20 protein-coding genes are annotated in these 17,925 nt (G+C 70.4%); 8 read left to right on the plus strand and 12 right to left on the minus strand.

Going from position 1 to position 17,925, the window contains the following annotated elements; all coding sequences use genetic code 11:
* Positions 1–2: 2 nt before the first annotated feature.
* The 3 genes from ABZ845_RS27630 to ABZ845_RS27640 all read right to left on the minus strand — a co-directional run bounded on the left by ABZ845_RS27630 (position 3) and on the right by ABZ845_RS27640 (position 2,550).
* A complete protein-coding gene (locus ABZ845_RS27630) occupies positions 3–878 on the minus strand; it encodes a hypothetical protein (protein ID WP_360984645.1) in 876 nt (291 codons plus the stop codon).
* The gene (locus ABZ845_RS27635; protein WP_360984648.1) at positions 875–1,693 is read right to left on the minus strand and encodes a hypothetical protein; all 819 of its coding nucleotides are present in this window, start codon (positions 1,691–1,693) and stop codon (positions 875–877) included. The genes ABZ845_RS27630 and ABZ845_RS27635 overlap by 4 nt, the downstream gene beginning before the upstream one ends.
* 74 nt (positions 1,694–1,767) lie before the next feature.
* Complete coding sequence (locus ABZ845_RS27640; RefSeq protein ID WP_360984651.1) at positions 1,768–2,550, minus strand: hypothetical protein; 783 nt, start codon at positions 2,548–2,550, stop codon at positions 1,768–1,770.
* Positions 2,551–2,674: 124 nt separating this feature from the next.
* Between ABZ845_RS27640 and ABZ845_RS27645 the strand changes: the two genes are divergently transcribed.
* Positions 2,675–3,037, plus strand: a complete 363-nt coding sequence (locus tag ABZ845_RS27645; RefSeq protein WP_360984654.1) for a DsrE family protein — start codon at positions 2,675–2,677, stop codon at positions 3,035–3,037.
* A 93-nt stretch (positions 3,038–3,130) separates the two neighbouring features.
* Here ABZ845_RS27645 and ABZ845_RS27650 read toward each other — a convergent pair whose 3' ends face one another.
* The 9 genes from ABZ845_RS27650 to ABZ845_RS27690 form a co-directional block, all read right to left on the minus strand.
* Positions 3,131–3,511, minus strand: coding sequence for a hypothetical protein (locus ABZ845_RS27650; protein ID WP_360984657.1), 381 nt, complete (start codon positions 3,509–3,511; stop codon positions 3,131–3,133).
* A gap of 190 nt (positions 3,512–3,701) precedes the next feature.
* Entirely contained in the window at positions 3,702–5,099 is a 1,398-nt protein-coding gene (locus tag ABZ845_RS27655; RefSeq protein ID WP_360984660.1) for a hypothetical protein, read from the minus strand.
* A gap of 255 nt (positions 5,100–5,354) precedes the next feature.
* Positions 5,355–5,612 (minus strand): DUF3099 domain-containing protein, encoded by a 258-nt coding sequence (locus tag ABZ845_RS27660; protein WP_360984663.1) that lies wholly within the window; start codon positions 5,610–5,612, stop codon positions 5,355–5,357.
* 107 nt (positions 5,613–5,719) lie between these two features.
* Positions 5,720–6,007, minus strand: coding sequence for a DUF1416 domain-containing protein (locus ABZ845_RS27665; protein WP_360984666.1), 288 nt, complete (start codon positions 6,005–6,007; stop codon positions 5,720–5,722).
* Between the two features lie 41 nt (positions 6,008–6,048).
* Complete coding sequence (locus tag ABZ845_RS27670) at positions 6,049–6,888, minus strand: sulfurtransferase (protein WP_360984669.1); 840 nt, start codon at positions 6,886–6,888, stop codon at positions 6,049–6,051.
* Between the two features lie 429 nt (positions 6,889–7,317).
* On the minus strand, positions 7,318–8,055 hold the full coding sequence (locus tag ABZ845_RS27675; protein WP_360984672.1) for a DUF2993 domain-containing protein: 738 nt from the start codon (positions 8,053–8,055) through the stop codon (positions 7,318–7,320).
* Between the two features lie 308 nt (positions 8,056–8,363).
* On the minus strand, positions 8,364–9,446 hold the full coding sequence (locus ABZ845_RS27680) for a hypothetical protein (RefSeq protein WP_360984675.1): 1,083 nt from the start codon (positions 9,444–9,446) through the stop codon (positions 8,364–8,366).
* Between the two features lie 8 nt (positions 9,447–9,454).
* Complete coding sequence (locus ABZ845_RS27685; RefSeq protein WP_360984678.1) at positions 9,455–9,709, minus strand: MoaD/ThiS family protein; 255 nt, start codon at positions 9,707–9,709, stop codon at positions 9,455–9,457.
* A 46-nt stretch (positions 9,710–9,755) separates the two neighbouring features.
* Positions 9,756–10,658 (minus strand): alpha/beta fold hydrolase, encoded by a 903-nt coding sequence (locus tag ABZ845_RS27690; protein ID WP_360984680.1) that lies wholly within the window; start codon positions 10,656–10,658, stop codon positions 9,756–9,758.
* Between the two features lie 245 nt (positions 10,659–10,903).
* On the opposite strand from ABZ845_RS27690, the gene ABZ845_RS27695 reads away from it, so the two are divergent.
* The 7 genes from ABZ845_RS27695 (at position 10,904) to mshD (ending at position 17,887) form a co-directional block, all read left to right on the plus strand.
* Positions 10,904–11,686, plus strand: a complete 783-nt coding sequence (locus ABZ845_RS27695) for a response regulator transcription factor (protein WP_360984683.1) — start codon at positions 10,904–10,906, stop codon at positions 11,684–11,686.
* Positions 11,687–11,748: 62 nt separating this feature from the next.
* Positions 11,749–12,771, plus strand: a complete 1,023-nt coding sequence (locus ABZ845_RS27700) for a LacI family DNA-binding transcriptional regulator (RefSeq protein WP_360984686.1) — start codon at positions 11,749–11,751, stop codon at positions 12,769–12,771.
* Between the two features lie 363 nt (positions 12,772–13,134).
* Entirely contained in the window at positions 13,135–14,115 is a 981-nt protein-coding gene (locus ABZ845_RS27705) for a trypsin-like peptidase domain-containing protein (protein WP_360984689.1), read from the plus strand.
* Positions 14,116–14,163: 48 nt separating this feature from the next.
* On the plus strand, positions 14,164–14,427 hold the full coding sequence (locus ABZ845_RS27710; RefSeq protein WP_360984692.1) for a hypothetical protein: 264 nt from the start codon (positions 14,164–14,166) through the stop codon (positions 14,425–14,427).
* A gap of 131 nt (positions 14,428–14,558) precedes the next feature.
* Positions 14,559–15,290 (plus strand): response regulator transcription factor, encoded by a 732-nt coding sequence (locus ABZ845_RS27715; protein WP_360984695.1) that lies wholly within the window; start codon positions 14,559–14,561, stop codon positions 15,288–15,290.
* Positions 15,287–16,753 (plus strand): HAMP domain-containing sensor histidine kinase, encoded by a 1,467-nt coding sequence (locus ABZ845_RS27720; RefSeq protein WP_360984698.1) that lies wholly within the window; start codon positions 15,287–15,289, stop codon positions 16,751–16,753. The genes ABZ845_RS27715 and ABZ845_RS27720 overlap by 4 nt, the downstream gene beginning before the upstream one ends.
* Positions 16,754–16,942: 189 nt before the next feature.
* Positions 16,943–17,887: a mycothiol synthase gene (gene mshD / locus ABZ845_RS27725; RefSeq protein ID WP_360984701.1), complete on the plus strand. Its 945-nt coding sequence runs from the start codon at positions 16,943–16,945 to the stop codon at positions 17,885–17,887.
* Positions 17,888–17,925 lie beyond the last annotated feature (38 nt).

Raw genomic sequence — 17,925 nt, forward strand, 5'->3', positions numbered from 1 at the left:
TCCTAGCCGAGCAGTTCGCTCTGCAGGGCGACCGTCTGCTGGAAGGGCACGGCCGGGGCAGCGCCCTTACGGGACTGGAGGACGACCGCGAGGGTGTCCCCCGCGGCCAGATACGCCTCGCGGACCTGTTCATCGCCGTACGGCTTGCTCTCCGCGTACGCCAGGCGGCTCACCTTCCCGCCGATCGCGGCCGGGAATTCGTCGTCCAGCTTGATGTCCCCGGCCTCACGCACGGCGTAGTGCGGGATTCCGTACGAGACCAGCTCGCTGTACATCATCCGGTTCACGACCGTCTCGGTGTCGAACTGCAACAGGTAGATCCGCGTGTGCGTGCCGTCCTCGGTGGTCCAACCGCGCGCGGCGATGTGCCGCAGGCCGTACTGGGTCAGCAACTGTCCGACCTCGGCGCGATCGCCGCCGGTCGCGAACTCCGCCAGGAAGGTCTTCGCCGGAAGCCAGCCGTCCGTGCCCCGCAGCGCCGCGTCGGCCCGCGCGCCGTGGGGGGCGGGCAGAAGCAGGGCCCGCTGATCGGCGTAGTGCGTCCCCGTCTTGTTCTCCTTGGCGAGCGGCCCCGGGCTGCCGGACGGCAACGGGGGCTTCGTCAGCTCCGGGTAGTCCCAGCGGCCGTCGGAGGCGGTGGCGAGTCCGGGTAGGTCGGTGCGCTCCATCCGGGTGATCCCGAACGCGGTCGCGCCGCCGGTCGCCGCGAAGACGGCGACGACGGCGGTCCAGCGCAGTAGGGCACGCAGGACACGGCGGTCCTTCTTCCCCGGGGGGAGCTCCGCCGGGGCCGGGGGTGCGGCGAGCGGAGCTGCCTCCGGCGTCGGCTGCTCCTCGGGCACCGGCCGATCCTCGGGCCGCTCCGTCTGTTCGGTCATACGGCCTCTCCCGGGTCCGCGATGTGGTCGAGCTGGGTGCGCAGCAGCCTCGCGGCGCCCTTGGTGTCCAGCGGCTTGGCCGCCGACACGGTGGCGGTGACGAGCACATCGCCCTGGTACGCGGTGCAGAACATCGAGTCGAGCTTCTCGTCGGCGTCCTTCGGCGCGAGGAAGCAGTGCGCGTCCTTGTAGCCCTGGATCTCCGGACCCTTGCGGACCATGTCCAGGGAGCCCAGCAAGGCGCTCCTGGAGTCCGAGGCGTTCCGCACGGCCGCGTTGTTCTCCAGTTGCAGCAGCGTGATGTCCATGGTGAACGCGTTGCGGTCGAGCCCCGTCGCGCCCTCGTGCATACCGCTGAGGTAGCTGCGCATCGCCAGGCCCTTGATGTGCTGCTTGTCGATCTGCTGCTCCAACCGCAGCCGCTGGGTGCGGGGCAGGTCCTGGAAGGACGCCTTGGCGTTGTCGGCGGCCTCGCGCCCGCTCAGCGCGGCATCCGAGCCGTACTGTTCGATGTCGGGACCGCGGGTGAGTCCGTCGGTGCCGTACGGCACGAGCATGCCCGCGAGCGCCGACGCGGGCGCCTTCTTCGCGCCGCTCTCCTTCGCCTCCGGGGGAGCCTTCCAGACGGGCGCGCCCGCGTCGTGGTCGGCGCCGTTCACGGTGACGACGGTGTACCCGACCCCGGCGACCAGGGCCGCGGCCAGCAGGACGGTGCCCGCGACGGCGGCGAGGCGGCCACGGCGGAGCGGCGCCTCCGGGGTTTCTGGAGCATCGGGGACCCCGGGGGCCTCGAGGGCCTCCGGCTGGTCAGCCACCGTGTTCTCCGTCGTGTGCTCTGCCGTGTTCTCTGCCGTGTTCTCTTCAGTCGCGCTGTTCGCGCCCGTGTCGCTCACAGCCGCTCCATCTGCTTCTGCGCCAAGTCCCTGATCACGTCCTTGGAGATCGGCTTCGAGTCGTAGACCCAGATCTCCATGGCGATGTCCCCGCGCCAGGCGTGCGCCTCGGCGTAGTACAGCCCGTCGTTCGACTTCGAATGGGCGTACGCCATGCCGTCCTTCGCGCCAGGGATGGGCGCACCCTGGGTGTCGTTCTTCTGTTCCGCCCACTGGTTGGCGTCAGCGGCCGTGCCGACCGCCTCGAGTTCCTCTTCCTGGCGGTACTGCACGAGCCGGATCTCGACGTAGCGGCTGTCGCCCACGCGCCAGGAGGTGGCGGCGGCCCGACGGAACTCAGTGCCGAGTTGCTCCCAGAACTCGGCGGACGGGCTGTTGAAGTCCTCCGAGTACTCCGCGAGGCTGATCCAGCCGTCGTGGTCCGTCTTGACGGGCACGTCCCGTGCGCCGCTCGGCCGCTGGAGCAGCAGTCTGCGCAGATCGCCGTCCGTCTTGACCCGGCGGTCCAGTGCGGCCGACAGCGGTTCGGGGCCCTTGCCCTTCGCCTGCGCCAGGACGGGCTGCGAGAGCGAGGGGAGCGCCGTCGGCTTGCGGCCGGCCTGGATGACGTAGCCGGTGCAGGTGCCGGCGATGACGCCGGTCACGGCCGCGACGGCGATCAGCGGCAGCGTGCGTCTTCGCCGGCTTCCCCGGCGTACGGGCGCCGGGCTCGTGATGGACACATCGGCGTCGAACAGGCCCGGAGCAGGGGCCGGTTCGGACGCGTCCGCGGTTTCCATGACTTCCAAGACTTTCCCCCATGCACCATGGATGGCGGACGTCGCGTCCGCGCGCACAGGAGACCCATGAGCAACACGGGCGGTTGCGCCCGGCGTTGGTCACGATTCGGACTACCATTCGGACATGGCGAAAAAGCTCGTGATCAAGGTGACGGCCGGGGCGGACGCCCCCGAGCGCTGCTCACAGGCGTTCACCGTGGCGGCGGTGGCCGTCGCCAGCGGGGTCGATGTCTCGCTGTGGCTGACCGGGGAGTCGTCCTGGTTCGCACTGCCGGGCCGCGCCGCCGAGTTCGAGCTGCCGCACGCGGCCCCGCTGCCCGACCTGATCGACTCGATCCTGGCCGGGGGCCGGCTGACCCTGTGCACGCAGTGCGCGGCCCGCCGGGACATCACGGAGAAGGACGTCATCGAGGGCGTACGGATCGCGGGCGCGCAGGTGTTCGTCCAGGAGACGCTCGCCGACGACACGCAGGCGCTTGTGTACTAGGGCCTCTCGTTTGGATCAGGCCGGATCAGGGAGCGTGGCTACGCGGAAGGGGTGCCCCTCCCAACAGCGGAAGGGCACCCCGGGACGCTCCGATCAGTAGCGGTCCCAACCTCCGTGGCCCCAGCCTCCGTATCTGTGGCCCCAGCCGCCGTGGCCCCAACCACCGCCGCCGTGGCCCCAACCGCCGTGGCCCCAACCGCCACCACCGTGACCCCAGCCACCGTGGCCCCAACCGCCACCACCGTGACCCCAACCGCCGTGGCCCCAGCCACCGTGGCCCCAACCACCGCCGCCGTGGCCCCAACCGCCGTGGCGGTCGCCTCGCCCGTAGTCGTCGCCGTCGCGGTCACCACGGTCGTGCGTGGCATGAGCCACCACCGCGTGCGTGTTGGTTGCGGCGCTGGCGCCAGTGGCGCCGCCCAGCAGGGCGACGGCCGCTACACCCAGCGCTGCGGCAAGACGGGAAACCCGCATTCCGTGCTCCTTTCACGGCAGGTGCCTGATGCGCCTGCCTGGTCGGACACACGAATGTTTACAGTCGAAATGCCTCGTTGAACGGCAATTCCGACCAAAGACAACCTTTTTGGTGACTCGCACCGAGTCGGGAACCGGCGTCCGGTGTGCCGGCGTCACGCGCGCGCACGCGAACCGGAGGCCCGCTTTGTCAGCCGACACAGCCGGTGACGGGTGCGGGGCTGAGGAGGCAGTTGGTGGGAGCGTTCCCGGTGAAGGTGGTGCCGGCGTCGACGGCGTTGATGGCCACGTCCGTGTACACGCCGCCCGGTGCGGGCGCGGGAGGGGCGGTGTTGTTGTTGACGCTGGAGGCGTTGCTGAAGGAGAAGGTGCCGCCGGTGTTGAAGATGCCGCCGGCCACGGAGCCTGTTCCGGTGATCCGGTTGCGGTCGATGTGGGAGTCGTCCACTGCCACGGTCGTGGGGCCCAGGATGTTGTTGATGTAGAGGCCGCCGCCTTGGGAGTACCGGCCGGAGGTGAGGTTCCCGGTGACGCTGGTGCCGTTCTGCAGGGTCAGGGTGCCCCCCGATGCCGCGATGCCTGCGCCTTGGCCGCCGGCACCGATGATGCGGTTCCCGGTGACCTGGGTGCTGTCCAGGGTGGTTACGGCGCTCTCCACGACGACGCCGCCCCCGACAGCGGCGCCGGAGGCGTTGGTGGTGAATCCGCTGAGGGTGTTGCCGCTGATGGTGGAGCCGGTGACGTTGAGGGTCGTGTTCTGGGCGGCGATGGCTCCGCCACCGTTCTTGCTCCGGGGGACCTGGTTGTCGGTGATGGAGCTGTCGGTGATGGTGATCGTGCTGGCGCCGCCGGCGTTGCCGATCGCGCCACCGTACCTGAGGCCGGTGTTGTCCCTGACAGCGCACTTGTTGAGGGTCAGTGACTGGGTGAAGTTGTTGAGGCTGATGGCACCGCCGAAACCGGACCGGTTTCCGGAGAGCGTCACCGAATTCAGCGTGATCGGGTTGTTCGATTCGCCGTAGATGCCGCCGCCTCCTCCCAACGGCATGGTTTGGGCCGCGCCGTTGTCGTTGATCAAGCCACCGGTGATGGAGACCGTGTTGGTGCTGCCCTCGACCGCCAGCCCTCCGCCGTTCTGGGCCCGGTTGCCCTGGAAGTTCACGTCGGTCGTGGTGAGGCCGGTCATGGTTCCGCTGAGCAGGACGCCGCCTCCGTCCTGGCCGCTCGGCGCGAAGCCGTTCATGACGGTCAGGGTGTCCATGGTCAGTGATCCGCCGCTGGCGACTTCGAAGATGCGGAACTGAGTGCCGGCATTGGGGTCGCGTCGGATGGTGGCGTGATTGCCCTGGATCACCAGCGGCTGCGTGATCGTCGGCAACTGGCCGTCGGCATCGGTCAGTGTGTAGACGCAGTACGACGTCAGCGACAGGGTGTCGCCCGTGCCCGCGTTGGAGTTGTTGATCGCCGTGATCAGCGCCGCCGTATTGCATGCCACGGGCGTCACCGCGTGCGCCGGAACCGCGGACGCTCCCGCGAACAGCACCCCCGCCACCGCCGCCACACCGACCCGCACACGTCGCCTGCCCATAGCGCTCCCTCGACTGACTCGTACACGGCCCACCCGGTCCGCCGACAAGAGACGGCCGCACCAACCTAACCGGGACACACCATCAGCAGAGATGACATTCCGACACGCGCCAGACAGTCATACGGTCGGCTTACAGCCGGCGCCGAACCCCGGCGCAGACCGCGGAATCGTCCGTGACGAGGCCGAGGCGGTGCCAGGGCACGAGGGCAACATCGAGACGCGGGCCGGGCCACGGACTTCCCCCTGCGCGGGGTCTCAGTGCCGCTTCTTGCCGTCCAGTTCGTCCCACCACTCGTCGGACTTCGGGTCCCCGGACGGGTCGTCCCACCAGCGGTCGTCGGGGCCCCGCCGGTTGGCGATGATCGCGGCGACCGGAGGGATGACCATGGCCACAACGCACAGGCCCACCGCCGCGGGCACCGACCAGAGGCGCACGACGGCCCAGGCCAGGACGAACAGGCCGATGCACGTGCCCATCATGGCGAAGTAGATGTGGCGCCGTCGCGCGTACATGACTCCAGAGTAGGTCCGGACACGGCAAAGGGCCGCACCCCAGGTGTCCAACCCGGTGGGTGCGGCCCTTCGGTCCAGCGGGATGCCGGTCAGACGGCTTGGACCGCTCAGATGGCGATCGCGACCTCCGCGAGGCCGCCCGTCTGGGCGACGACCGTACGGTCCGCGGTGCCGCCCGGCACCAGCGCGCGCACGGTCCAGGTGCCCTCGGCGGCGTAGAAGCGGAACTGTCCGGTCGCCGAGGTCGGGACCTCGGCGGTGAACTCGCCGGTCGAGTCCAGCAGGCGCACGTATCCGACGACGGGCTCACCGTCGCGGGTCACCTGGCCCTGGATCGTGGTCTCACCGGGCTTGATCGTCGAGGCGTCGGGGCCGCCGGCCTTCGCTCCACACATGGCTCTTCCTTCGGGGTAGGTGGGTCGGTCGGGGTCCGGGACTACTTCGCGGCGCCGAGCTCGATCGGCACGCCGACGAGGGAGCCGTACTCGGTCCAGGAGCCGTCGTAGTTCTTGACGTTCGGGACCTGAAGCAGCTCGTGCAGGACGAACCAGGTCAGCGCGGAGCGCTCACCGATGCGGCAGTACGCGATGGTGTCCTTGGCCAGGTCGACGTTCTCCTGGGCGTACAGCTCCTTGAGCTCGTCGTCCGACTTGAAGGTGCCGTCGTCGTTGGCGTTCTTCGACCAGGGGATGTTGCGCGCGGTCGGGACGTGGCCGGGACGCTGCGACTGCTCCTGCGGCAGGTGCGCCGGGGCGAGGAGCTTGCCGGAGAACTCGTCGGGCGAGCGGACGTCGACCAGGTTCTGCGTGCCGATCGCGGCCACGACGTCGTCGCGGAAGGCGCGGATGGCCTTGTTCTGCGGCTTGGCCTTGTAGTTGGTGGCGGCGCGCTCGGCCACCTCCTCGACCAGCTCGCGGGCGTCCAGCTCCCACTTCTTGCGTCCGCCGTCGAGGAGCTTGACGTTCTCGTGGCCGTAGAGCTTGAAGTACCAGTAGGCGTAGGAGGCGAACCAGTTGTTGTTGCCGCCGTAGAGGATCACCAGCGTGTCGTTGGCGATGCCCTTCGAAGACAGGAGGTTCTCGAAGCCGGCCTGGTCGATGAAGTCGCGGCGGACCGGGTCCTGGAGGTCCTTGGTCCAGTCGATCCGGATCGCGTTCTTGATGTGGTTCTTCTCGTAGGCGGAGGTGTCCTCGTCGACCTCGACAATGGCGATGCCGGGGTTGTCCAGGTTCTCCTCGACCCAGTCGGCGTCTACCAGGACGTCGCTGCGGCTCATGCTTTTTCTCCTCCGGGGCAGATACGGCGGGGTGACCAGTCAGAAGGGGTGCGCGTGGTGCGCGGGTGCGGCTTGGCGGTGGCGTCGGCGGCGCACGGACGGCCCTGTTTCAGAACGCAGGACCGGACATCGGGGATACGGGAGTCCGCTCTCCCGCTCAGGAAGTGCGACAGAGCATGGCGGCGACGCGGCACAGGTCTACTGCCCGCCGCTTCGTGAGATCCGCCTGTCGCTGCATGGGTCGATCGTAGGGACGGACCGCCGGGCGTGTCACCGGGGTGTCGCATACTGAGATGCGATCGTCCGGGATGTGGGACGCGTTGGCCCTGCCGACCGCCGTCCCGCCGGTGCCCGACGCCCGGGTCGATCGTCTTATCTACGGTACGGACGGGGGTGTCTCGCCCCTCGGACACCCCTGGCCCTGGCCGCTCAACCGGCCAGCTTGACGTCCGAACCCTTCACGGTGATCTCGACGCCGTTCTTGGCCGCCTGCACCTTGTCGAGCTTGATACCGCCGGGCAGCCGGTCGATGGCCTGCTGGAAATCCGTGATCGCCCGGATCCGGCGCTCGGCCAGATCGATGCCGGCGAGCTTGGGCAGCCCGTCGGCGTGCACCTTGACCGCGTTGTTCTCCACGGTCACCGAGCTGAGCACGGAGACCGGGTTCGGCAGCGTCCTGCCGAGGAACGACACCTCGATCGCGACCTTGATCTTGCCGTTGCCGCCGTCCGAGAGCCCGACCACCTTGGCCTTGACGCCGGGCCCGACCGCGGTCGGCTCGGGCTTGGCCGTCTTGAGCAGCTCGTCATAGGAAATGAGCGCGGTGCCGGTGGCGCTGCTCGCGGTGGCGGAGCTGTAGTCGCCGGAGAACGACACGCCCTTCATGTCCGCGTTGAGGTTGTCTATTCGGACCATGTCGCTGCCCTTGCCCGTGGGTGCCTCGTAGTCCTTGATCCCGACCTCGACGTCGTCCAGCTCGCCACCGGCCATCTGGGTGAGGAAGGGGAAACCCTTTATGGACACGTCGGGGGTGGCCGCCAGGCTCTCGGTGGTCTTCAGCTTGTCTGCCGCCTGGTTCTCGGCGAAGTGGACGGCGACGCGGTCCACGATCACGAACAGGATTCCGAGTACTACGACAGTGATCAGCAGAATCCGTAGTGCGCGCATGCTTGGTGTCCCCCCACCTCGGCGGTCATCGGCGGCGACGGATGCCGTTGGGGCCGGGGGGCCGAACGGGTGTCCGTCGTGCGTGACTGTAACCCTCACGGGGGTGGGTACCGGAAATTGTCGATCTTCTGTGACACGGGGGCCTGCGGCGGCGGTGTGGGATTTCGCGCCGTTCCCCGCGCCCCTTGAGAGGCCGTCGTTCGACTGCGGCGGCGGTGTGGGTTTTCGCGCAGTTCCCCGCGCCCCTTAAGGGGGGTGGCGTCGTGGTTGAGTTTGCCGTTGCCCGTGCTCCTGAGAGTGTGCTCCGGTCAGGTCAAGGCTCGTCCCAGTAGGTAGATCAGGGGGGCCGCGGCTGTCAGGGGGAGGGCCACGCCCGCTGTGAAGTGGACGAAGCGGGACGGGTAGTCGTAGGAGGCGGCCCGGTGGCCGATCAGCGCGCCCACGCCCGCGGCCAGGCCCAGGAAGGCGCCGGAGGTGCCGAGGCCCGTGGCGGTGCCCATCGCGATGCCGGCTCCCGCCGACGCCAGAAGGGCCACGACCACGGAGGCCGCGGTCGGCAGCGGCAGCGCCCGCGCCAGGACCGCCACGCCGACCGCGATGGCGCCCACCGTCACGGCGTGCGGCTCGGCCGCGAGGTGCCCGGCGGCGACGATCGACAGCGCGGCCGAGGCGACGGTCGCCATCAGGCCGTACATCCGTGTGTCAGGGTCGGCGTGCGACCGCAGCTGCAGGACGAGGGAGAGCAGTACCCACACGCCGAGGGTGCCGAGAATCGCGGCCGGCGCGTGCGCGCGGCCGGCCACGAGCAGGGTGACGTCCGCGGTGACCGCCCCCAGGAACGCCAGTGCGATGCCCTGCCGGGCGGGCCACATCCCGTTCAGCCGGAACCAGCCCGCGGCCGTCAGACCCTGAAGGATCACCAGCGGTACGACCAGGGCGTAGATCCCGAGCGCGGCGGCCCCGGCCAGCAGCGCCCCGAGCGCGGCAGTGAGCGCCGCCGGCTGGAGCCCGGGCTCGATGATCGGCGAGCGGCCCTCGAGACGTGCCCGCTGGTTGGCGGGCAGCCGGGTGACGTCGACGGCGGGCGCGGGCGGGGCGGACGTAGATGTGCCGGAGTGGGCGGTCATGGCGGCGGGGCCGTTCTGGTAGCCGTTCGGGTGCGCCATGCCCCCGGACGCGGGGGACGCGTAGCCGTGGGACTCGTACACCGGGGTCTCCGGCGGCAGCGGCTGCCCGGTCGTCGCCCCGTACGCCTGGCCGTCCCACTGCTGGGGATGGGCGTACGGCTGCTGGGGTTGCTGCTGGTGCTGTTGTTGCGGGTACGCGGCGTTCGGGTCGTACCAACCCTGCTGCCCGTAGGCGTCGTAGCCCTCGTACGGCTGGTTGCTCATCGCTTCGCTCATCCTCCTGCGAACGGCGGGAGCACCTCGACCGTGCCGCCCTCGGCCAGTCGTACCGTCTCGTGCTCACGGGTCCCGACGGGGTCACCGTCGACCAGGAAGGAGCAGCGCAGCAGGACCCGGGCGAGTTCGCCGGGGTGGCGCTCGCGGGCCGCGTCGAGGGCATCCGCGAGGGTGACCGCGTCGTACGGCTCCTCGGCGGTGCCGGCCGCGGCCTTGGCGGCGGCCCAGTAGCGCACCGTGCCCTTAGCCATCTGCAGCCATCTGCTTCCTCACTCGGTCGTGGTGAACACGGTCAGGCTAGCCCGCCCGCGCGGCCACCCACTCCCCGATCCGGGCCAGCAGCTCATCGTCGCTGGCGTTCTCGGCGTGGCCCATGCCGGGCTCCAGCCACAGTTCGGCGTGGCCGGGGGCGGCGTCGGCCAGCATCCGGGGGTGATCCAGGGGGAAGTAAGCGTCCTGGTCGCCGTGCACGATCAGCAGCGGGGTCGGCGCGATCAAGGGGACCGACTCCACCGGGGAGGCGGGGACCGGGTCCCAGTCGCGGTGGTGGATCCGGGTGCGCAATCCGTAGCGGCTCAGCAGACGGCCCTCGGGCCGGGTCACCAGCCAGTGCAGCCGCCGCATGGGGGCCGTGCCCCGGTAGTACCAGCGGGCGGGAGCGCTGACGGCCACCGCCGCGTCCGTGTGCGCGCCCCGAGGGGGCCGCGCCGCGTGCCGCAGCACCACGGAGCCGCCCATCGAGAAGCCCACGGTGGCCACGCGCCGGTGGCCGAGCTCGCGCGCCCAGCGCACCGCCGCCGCCAGGTCGTACACCTCGCGGTCGCCGACCGTCGACCGGCCGCCCGACGCGCCGTGCCCACGGAAGGAGAACGTGATCACCGCGCCGAACCGGGCGAGGTCGCCCGCCACCCGGCGGACCTGAGGCTTGTCCAGATCGCCCGTGAAACCGTGCGCGATCACGATCGCGAGATCTTCCCGGTCGGCTGAGCCGTGGGAGCCGTTGAAGCCGTTGGAGCCGTGGGAGCCATTGGAACCGGTGGAGCCGCAAACGTCGTATACGAGGCATCCTGGGTCGTATGAGGCGTCGATCGCCACGTCATCGGCTGTGCGCAGGAACGTCCGCGAAGGCCCGCGACGCGCCGTCTCGGTATGCGGACGATTCATGGATGGTGCCGTATGACCTGCCGGGCCCGTGCTCATGTGGGCTATTCTGCTGTGCAGAGGACTCGGGCAGCGTAGCCCCCGGGTCCTTTTGTGCTTTCGGAAGCGTTGTATACGAAGCGGGAAACCGCAGGTGTACGGGCCGCCGAGACACAGCGGGTCCCCGGGGCGCGGGATTCGCACCGTACGAGGCAGTGCCCCCATCGCTGGGACCGAGGAGGAACTGACGTTATGGGCGAGCGAACCGTGCACGGACAGGTGACGACTCAGGCAGGGGGGCCGCGATGAGTTCTCTGCTGCTGCTGACCAATGCCCTCCAGCCGTCCACGGAGGTGCTTCCCGCTCTCGGCCTGCTGCTGCACAACGTGCGCGTGGCCCCGGCGGAGGGCCCCGCTCTCGTCGACACGCCGGGCGCCGACGTCATCCTGGTCGACGGCCGCCGCGACCTCCCGCAGGTGCGCAGCCTGTGCCAGTTGCTGCGGTCCACCGGGCCCGGCTGTCCGCTGATCCTCGTCGTCACCGAGGGCGGCCTCGCGGCCGTGACCGCGGACTGGGGCATCGACGACGTCCTGCTGGACACCGCGGGCCCCGCCGAGGTGGAGGCCCGGCTGCGGCTGGCGATGGGCCGCCAGCAGATCGTCAGCGACGATTCCCCGATGGAGATCCGCAACGGCGATCTGTCCGTGGACGAGGCGACGTACAGCGCCAAGCTCAAGGGCCGTGTGCTCGATCTCACCTTCAAGGAGTTCGAGCTCCTGAAGTACCTCGCCCAGCACCCGGGCCGCGTCTTCACCCGCGCCCAGCTGCTCCAGGAGGTCTGGGGCTACGACTACTTCGGCGGCACGCGCACGGTCGACGTCCATGTACGACGCCTGCGCGCCAAGCTGGGCCCCGAGCACGAGTCCCTCATCGGCACCGTCCGGAACGTGGGCTACCGCTTCGTGACGCCGGAGAAGACGGACCGCTCGTCCGAGGACCCGAAGGCGGCGAAGGCGGGGCATCCGAAGGCGGAGGACGCGGACGGGAGGCCGGCCGTATCGGCGGCCGAGGTGTCCGCAGAGGCATAGGTACATCACAGTTACGGGCAAGCGCCCTGCCCAGAAGGGGTCCATCCGCGTAGACTCCGCGCGTGGCCAAGGTGACTCGGGACGATGTGGCGCGACTGGCGGGTACTTCCACCGCCGTCGTCAGCTATGTCATCAACAACGGACCCCGGCCGGTCGCCCCGGCCACGCGCGAGCGTGTACTCGCCGCGATCAAGGAACTGGGGTACCGGCCCGACCGGGTCGCCCAGGCCATGGCGTCGCGGCGCACGGACCTCATAGGCATGATCGTGCCGGACGCGCGTCAGCCCTTCTTCGGGGAGATGACGCACGCGGTCGAGCAGGCGGCCGCCGAGCGCGGAAAGATGGTGCTGGTCGGCAACACCGACTATGTCGCCGAGCGCGAGGTCCACTATCTGCGGGCGTTCCTCGGTATGCGCGTCTCGGGGCTGATCCTGGTCAGCCACGCGCTCAACGACCACGCCGCCGCCGAGATCGACGCGTGGGACGCCCGGGTGGTGCTGCTGCACGAGCGCCCCGAGGCGCTCGATGACGTGGCGGTCGTGACCGACGACCTCGGCGGTGCCCAGCTCGCCGTCCGGCACCTCCTCGAGCACGGCTACGAGTACGTCGCGTGTCTGGGCGGCACCGCGGAAACCCCTGCGGTCGGCGACCCGGTCTCCGATCACGTCGAGGGCTGGAAGCGCGCGATGCAGGAGGCCCAGATCCCGACGGAGGGCCGTCTCTTCGAGGCGCCCTACAACCGCTACGACGCGTATCAGGTGGGTCTTGAGCTGCTGTCCGGGCCGAACCGTCCGCCGGCGATCTTCTGCTCCACCGACGACCAGGCCATCGGCGTGCTGCGCGCCGCGCGGGAGCTGCGCATCGATGTGCCCGGGGAGCTGGCGGTCGCGGGCTTCGACGACGTGAAGGAGGCGGCGCTCACCGATCCGCCGCTGACCACGGTCGCCACCGACCGGTCGGGGATGGCCCGTGCGGCGGTCGACCTCGTGCTCGATGACGGGTTGCGGGTCGCGGGGTCGCGGCGGGAGCGGTTGCGGCAGTTTCCGTCGCGGCTTGTCGTCCGACGGTCTTGTGGGTGTGCGTAGCGCTCCGCGTTGTGCCGTGCGGCGCGGGGGTGGGTTTTGCGCAGTTCCCCGCGCCCCTGTACCGCCACTCCAGGTCGTTCTTGGTCCGCGGCGCCGTCGTGGCTGGTCGCGCAGTTCCTCGCGCCCCTGATAGAGCCGCTTCAGGTCGTTCTTCGCCCGCGGCGCGGGGGTGGGTTTTGCGCAGTTCCCCGCGCCCCTGTACCGCCTCTCCAGGTCGTTCTTGGTCCGCGGCGCCGTCGTGGCTGGTCGCGCGGTTCCTCGCGCCCCTGGGCGGGTGGTTTTTATATCGGGCATACGCGGTTCTGTCGGGCTTCTCAGGCGCGGCTCATTCTGTTCTCATGATCGCGGGACACTCTTCTTTACATGACCGACGAGAGCTACCCCCAGCAGCACGCGACCTCTCCAGTGAACCCCGAGTGGCCGCCCCCGCCGGTGTACCAGCCGGGGCAGCCGGTCCACGCGGCGCCCGCGCCCAGGCGGCGTGCCAAGGGTCCGCTCGCCCTGCTCGCCGCGGTGGCGATCGTCTCCGCGGCGATCGGCGGCGGTACGGCCTACGGCATACAGGAGCTGACCGGCAAGCCCGCGGTCACCTCCAGCTCCACCAGCACCACCGTGGTCCCCTCCAGCAAGAAGGGCACGGTGGCCGGGGTGGCCGCGGCGGTCAGCCCGAGCATCGTGGAGATCAGTGCCTCCTCCGAGTCCGGCCAGTCGACCGGTTCTGGTGTGATCATCACAAGCAACGGCCAGATCGTCACCAACAACCACGTCGTCGCGGGGGCCTCCTCCGTCAAGGCGACGACGAGCGACGGCAAGACCTACGCCGCGCGGGTCGTCGGCACCGACAGCAAGAAGGACCTGGCCCTGGTCCAGCTGCAGGGCGCCTCCGGGCTCAAGGCCGCGACCCTCGGCAACTCCGACGGGATCCAGGTCGGCGACCAGGTCGTGGCGATCGGCTCCCCCGAGGGCCTGTCCGGCACGGTCACCAGCGGGATCGTCTCCGCCCTCGACCGCGATGTCACCGTCTCCACCGAGGAGAGCCAGGGGCAGGGCCAGGGCAACGGCAGGTGGCCGTTCGAGTTCGGCGGACGCCAGTTCAACGGCGACACCGGCTCCTCCACCACCACGTACAAGGCCATCCAGACGGACGCGTCCCTGAACCCGGGCAACTCCGGCGGCGCCCTGATCGACATGAACGGAAACATCATCGGCATCAACTCGGCGATGTACTCGGCCACTTCCGACTCGACCTCGTCGAACGCCGGAAGCGTCGGTCTCGGCTTCGCCATCCCGGTCAACACCGTCAAGTCCGACCTGGCGACACTCCGCTCCGGCTCCCAGAGCTGAGCGACGTCCAGCCGGTCCACAGGCAAGGCGACAGGTAAGGAGTGCGACATGATCAAGCAGGTTCTCCACGAGGCGACCGCTCCCGTCGGCCCCGCCAGGGTCGCCCTGGCCCTCGCCGTGGCGTACGAACTCCACGGACCGTCGGCACCGGCACCCCACGCGTACGAGATTCTGGCCCTCCAGACCCGCCGGACCCTGGCGCCCCGCGCCACCGAGGTCCCGTGCCCGCAGATGATGGGCCTGCGCGTCAGCGCCGCGCGCACCCACCGCCGCAAGGTGCCGCTGAACCGCCTCACCGGCGTACTGGGCTGAGCCGTCACCGTACGGGGGGCCCGGCGGCAAAAAGTCCGGGTCGGCCCTTTCCGTCCCCGCCGGGAAACGTGCGACGCTGAATGCGTTCAGTTCAGCTCCGCCACCCTCGCACCTCAAGGAACTCCACACCCATGAGCCCCGCTGAAGGCGACCGTGAACCCCAGCGCATCCTGATCGTCGACGACGAGCCGGCGGTGCGCGAAGCACTCCAGCGCAGCCTCGCCTTCGAGGGCTACGAGACCGAGGTCGCCGTGGACGGCGCCGACGCGCTGGAGAAGGCGACCGCGTACCAGCCCGACCTGGTGGTCCTGGACATCCAGATGCCGCGCATGGACGGCCTCACCGCCGCCCGCCGGATGCGCGGAGCGGGGACCACCACCCCCATCCTGATGCTCACGGCGCGTGACACGGTCGGCGACCGGGTCACCGGTCTGGACGCCGGAGCCGACGACTACCTGGTCAAGCCGTTCGAGCTGGACGAGCTGTTCGCCCGTATCCGGGCCCTGTTGCGGCGCAGCTCCTACGTCGCCACGGCGGTCGGAGCGCCGGAGACCGAGGCGCTGACCTTCGCCGACCTGCGCATGGACCTGACCACGCGCGAGGTCACCCGGGGCGGCCGGCCGGTGGAGCTGACCCGCACCGAGTTCACGCTCCTGGAGATGTTCCTGGCCCACCCGCGCCAGGTGCTGACCCGAGAGCAGATCCTGAAGGCCGTGTGGGGCTTCGACTTCGAACCGTCCTCGAACTCCCTCGACGTGTACGTGATGTACCTCCGCCGCAAGACGGAGGCGAACGGCGAGCCGCGCCTTGTGCACACGGTCCGCGGTGTGGGCTATGTGCTGCGGCAGGGCGGCGCCGAGTGATCAGACGGTTCCGCTCCCTTCCGCTCCGTTCCCGGCTGGCCCTCCTGGTCGCCGCGGCGGTGGCGTTCGGGGTGGCGGCGGTATCGGTGAGCTGCTGGTTCGTCGTGCAGGGGAAGCTGTACGACCAGGTGGACAACAACCTGAAGAACGGCAGCGGGCGGGTGCGGTCGGGAGGCCTCGCGGGCGTCCTGAGCAACTGCACGACCACGCCCTCCCAGTCCACGACGGACGAGCGGGGCCCCCAGCGCCCGACCTACTACACCCAGGTGATCAACACGAACGGTGAGGTCTGCGTGTACCCGAGCTCGGCCGGTCTGGTGAAGGTCACGGGCAGCGACACGGAGATCGCCAGGAACCCGGTCAGGGGCATCCTTCACAACAGCGTCGACAGCAAGGGCACCCCGGTGCGGGTGCTGACGACGCCGCTGATCACCACCGACGGGCCGACCGGCGCCCAGCTCATCCCCGACGCGGCCCTGATGACGGCTTTCCCGCTCAAGGACACGGACAAGACGCTCAAGGACCTGGCCGTCGTCCTGCTCACCGTCTCCGCCTTCGGGGTCGTGGGGGCCGGGGCGGTGGGCCTCGCCGTGGCCCGCGCCGGTCTGCGGCCCGTGGACAAGCTGACGGAGGCGGTCGAGCACATCGCCCGTACGGAGGACCTGACCACCCGCATCCCGGTGGAGGAGCGCAGCGAGGACGAGATCGCCCGGCTTTCCCGCTCCTTCAACTCGATGACCTCGGCGCTGGCCAGCTCCCGTGAGCTCCAGCAGCAGCTCATCGCCGACGCGGGCCATGAACTTCGTACGCCGCTCACCTCCCTGCGTACGAACATCGAGCTCCTCAGCCGCAGCGAGGAGACCGGCCGGCCGCTGCCCCCGGAGGACCGCAGGGCGCTGCTCGCCTCGGTGAAGGCGCAGATGACGGAGCTGGCCTCGCTCATCGGCGACCTCCAGGAGCTGTCGCGCCCGGAGAAGGGACAGCACACCGGCAAGGCGCAGGTGGTGGAGTGGCAGGACATCGTCGAGACCGCGCTGAGCCGGGCCCGGCTGCGCGGCCCGGAGCTGTCGATCACGGCGGACCTCAAACCGTGGTACGTACGGGCGGAGCCGTCCACGCTGGAGCGCGCGATGGTGAACATCCTGGACAACGCGGTGAAGTTCAGCCCGGAGGGCGGCACGATCGAGGTCGCCCTGACCGACGGTGTCCTGACGGTCCGAGACCATGGTCCGGGCATCGCCGCCGAGGAGCTTCCGCATGTCTTCGACCGCTTCTGGCGCTCCCCGGGCGCCAGGGCCCTGCCCGGCTCCGGTCTGGGCCTGTCGATCGTGGCCCGTACGGTCCAGCAGGCGGGCGGCGAGGTGTCGCTGACCCCGGCGAGCGGCGGGGGCACGGTGGCGACGGTACGACTGCCCGGGGCGCCGGTCCCGCCGCCGGGGGAGACGGCGGTCGAGGGCGCCTGAAGAACGGCCGGCGAGCGGCCGACGGGCGGCCGACCGGCGACTGACGGGCGACTGACGGGCGGCCGGTGAGCCGGTACGGCCGCCTGATCCGATGTCAATGGCCGTAGCGGTTCCGGGGGTTCGCGGGCGCACGCGGACGTGTCGCCCGTACCTCCCCCTCTTTCCCGTCCTCCCTTTACTCTCGTACTCATGACCAGCGACGACACCGCCCGCACGGCAGGGACCCGCTCCATCGAGACCGTCACCACGCTCTCCCCCGACCAGGCCGAGGCCGTGCTCGCGCTGCTGGCCGAGGCCGCCCGGGTCGACGGCCAGCAGGCCGTGTCCGAGCAGGGGCGGCTCCAGCTGCGCGGCGGCGAGCGCGAGGGCGTGACCCATCTGCTGCTGATGGTCGGCGACATCCTCGCCGGGTACGCGCAGCTGGAGGACACCGACCCGGTGGAGGCACCGGCCGCCGAGCTGGTCGTGCACCCCTCGCTGCGCGGGCACGGGCACGGCCGGGCCCTCGGCTCCGCGCTGCTGGCCGCCTCCGGCAAGCGGCTGCGTGTGTGGGCGCACGGCGGTCACTCCGCGGCCCGGCACCTCGCCCAGGTCCTCGGCCTCACCCTCTTCCGCGAACTGCGCCAGCTGCGCCGCCCCTTGACCGACCTCGACCTGCCCGAGCCGAAGCTGCCCGACGGCGTCACCGTGCGCGCCTTCGTGCCCGGCCAGGACGACGCGGCATGGCTCGCCGTCAACGCGGAGGCGTTCGCCCACCACCCCGAGCAGGGCTCGCTCACCCAGCGCGACCTCGACGACCGCAAGGCCGAGCCATGGTTCGACCCGCAGGGCTTCTTCCTCGCGGAGCGCTCGGGCGAGGGCGCGGAGGTTGCCCGCCTCATCGGCTTCCACTGGACGAAGGTCCACGCGCGGGAGCAGATCGGCGAGGTGTACGTCCTCGGCGTCCGCCCGGGTGTCCAGGGCGGGGGCCTCGGCCGGGCCCTCACCACGATCGGCCTGCGGCACCTGGCCGCCCAGGGCCTGCCCACCGCCATGCTGTACGTCGACGCGGACAACAAGGCCGCGCTCACCGTGTACGAGCGCCTCGGCTTCCTCACCCACGAGACGGATCTGATGTACCGCACGGAGACGTGAGGGGCGAGGTGTGAGGGGCCCGTCGGCACGAGGGTCCC

Origin of the sequence: Streptomyces sp. NPDC047022 (assembly GCF_040644155.1) — a bacterium.
In the GTDB taxonomy this organism is placed as follows: Bacteria; Actinomycetota; Actinomycetes; order Streptomycetales; family Streptomycetaceae; genus Streptomyces.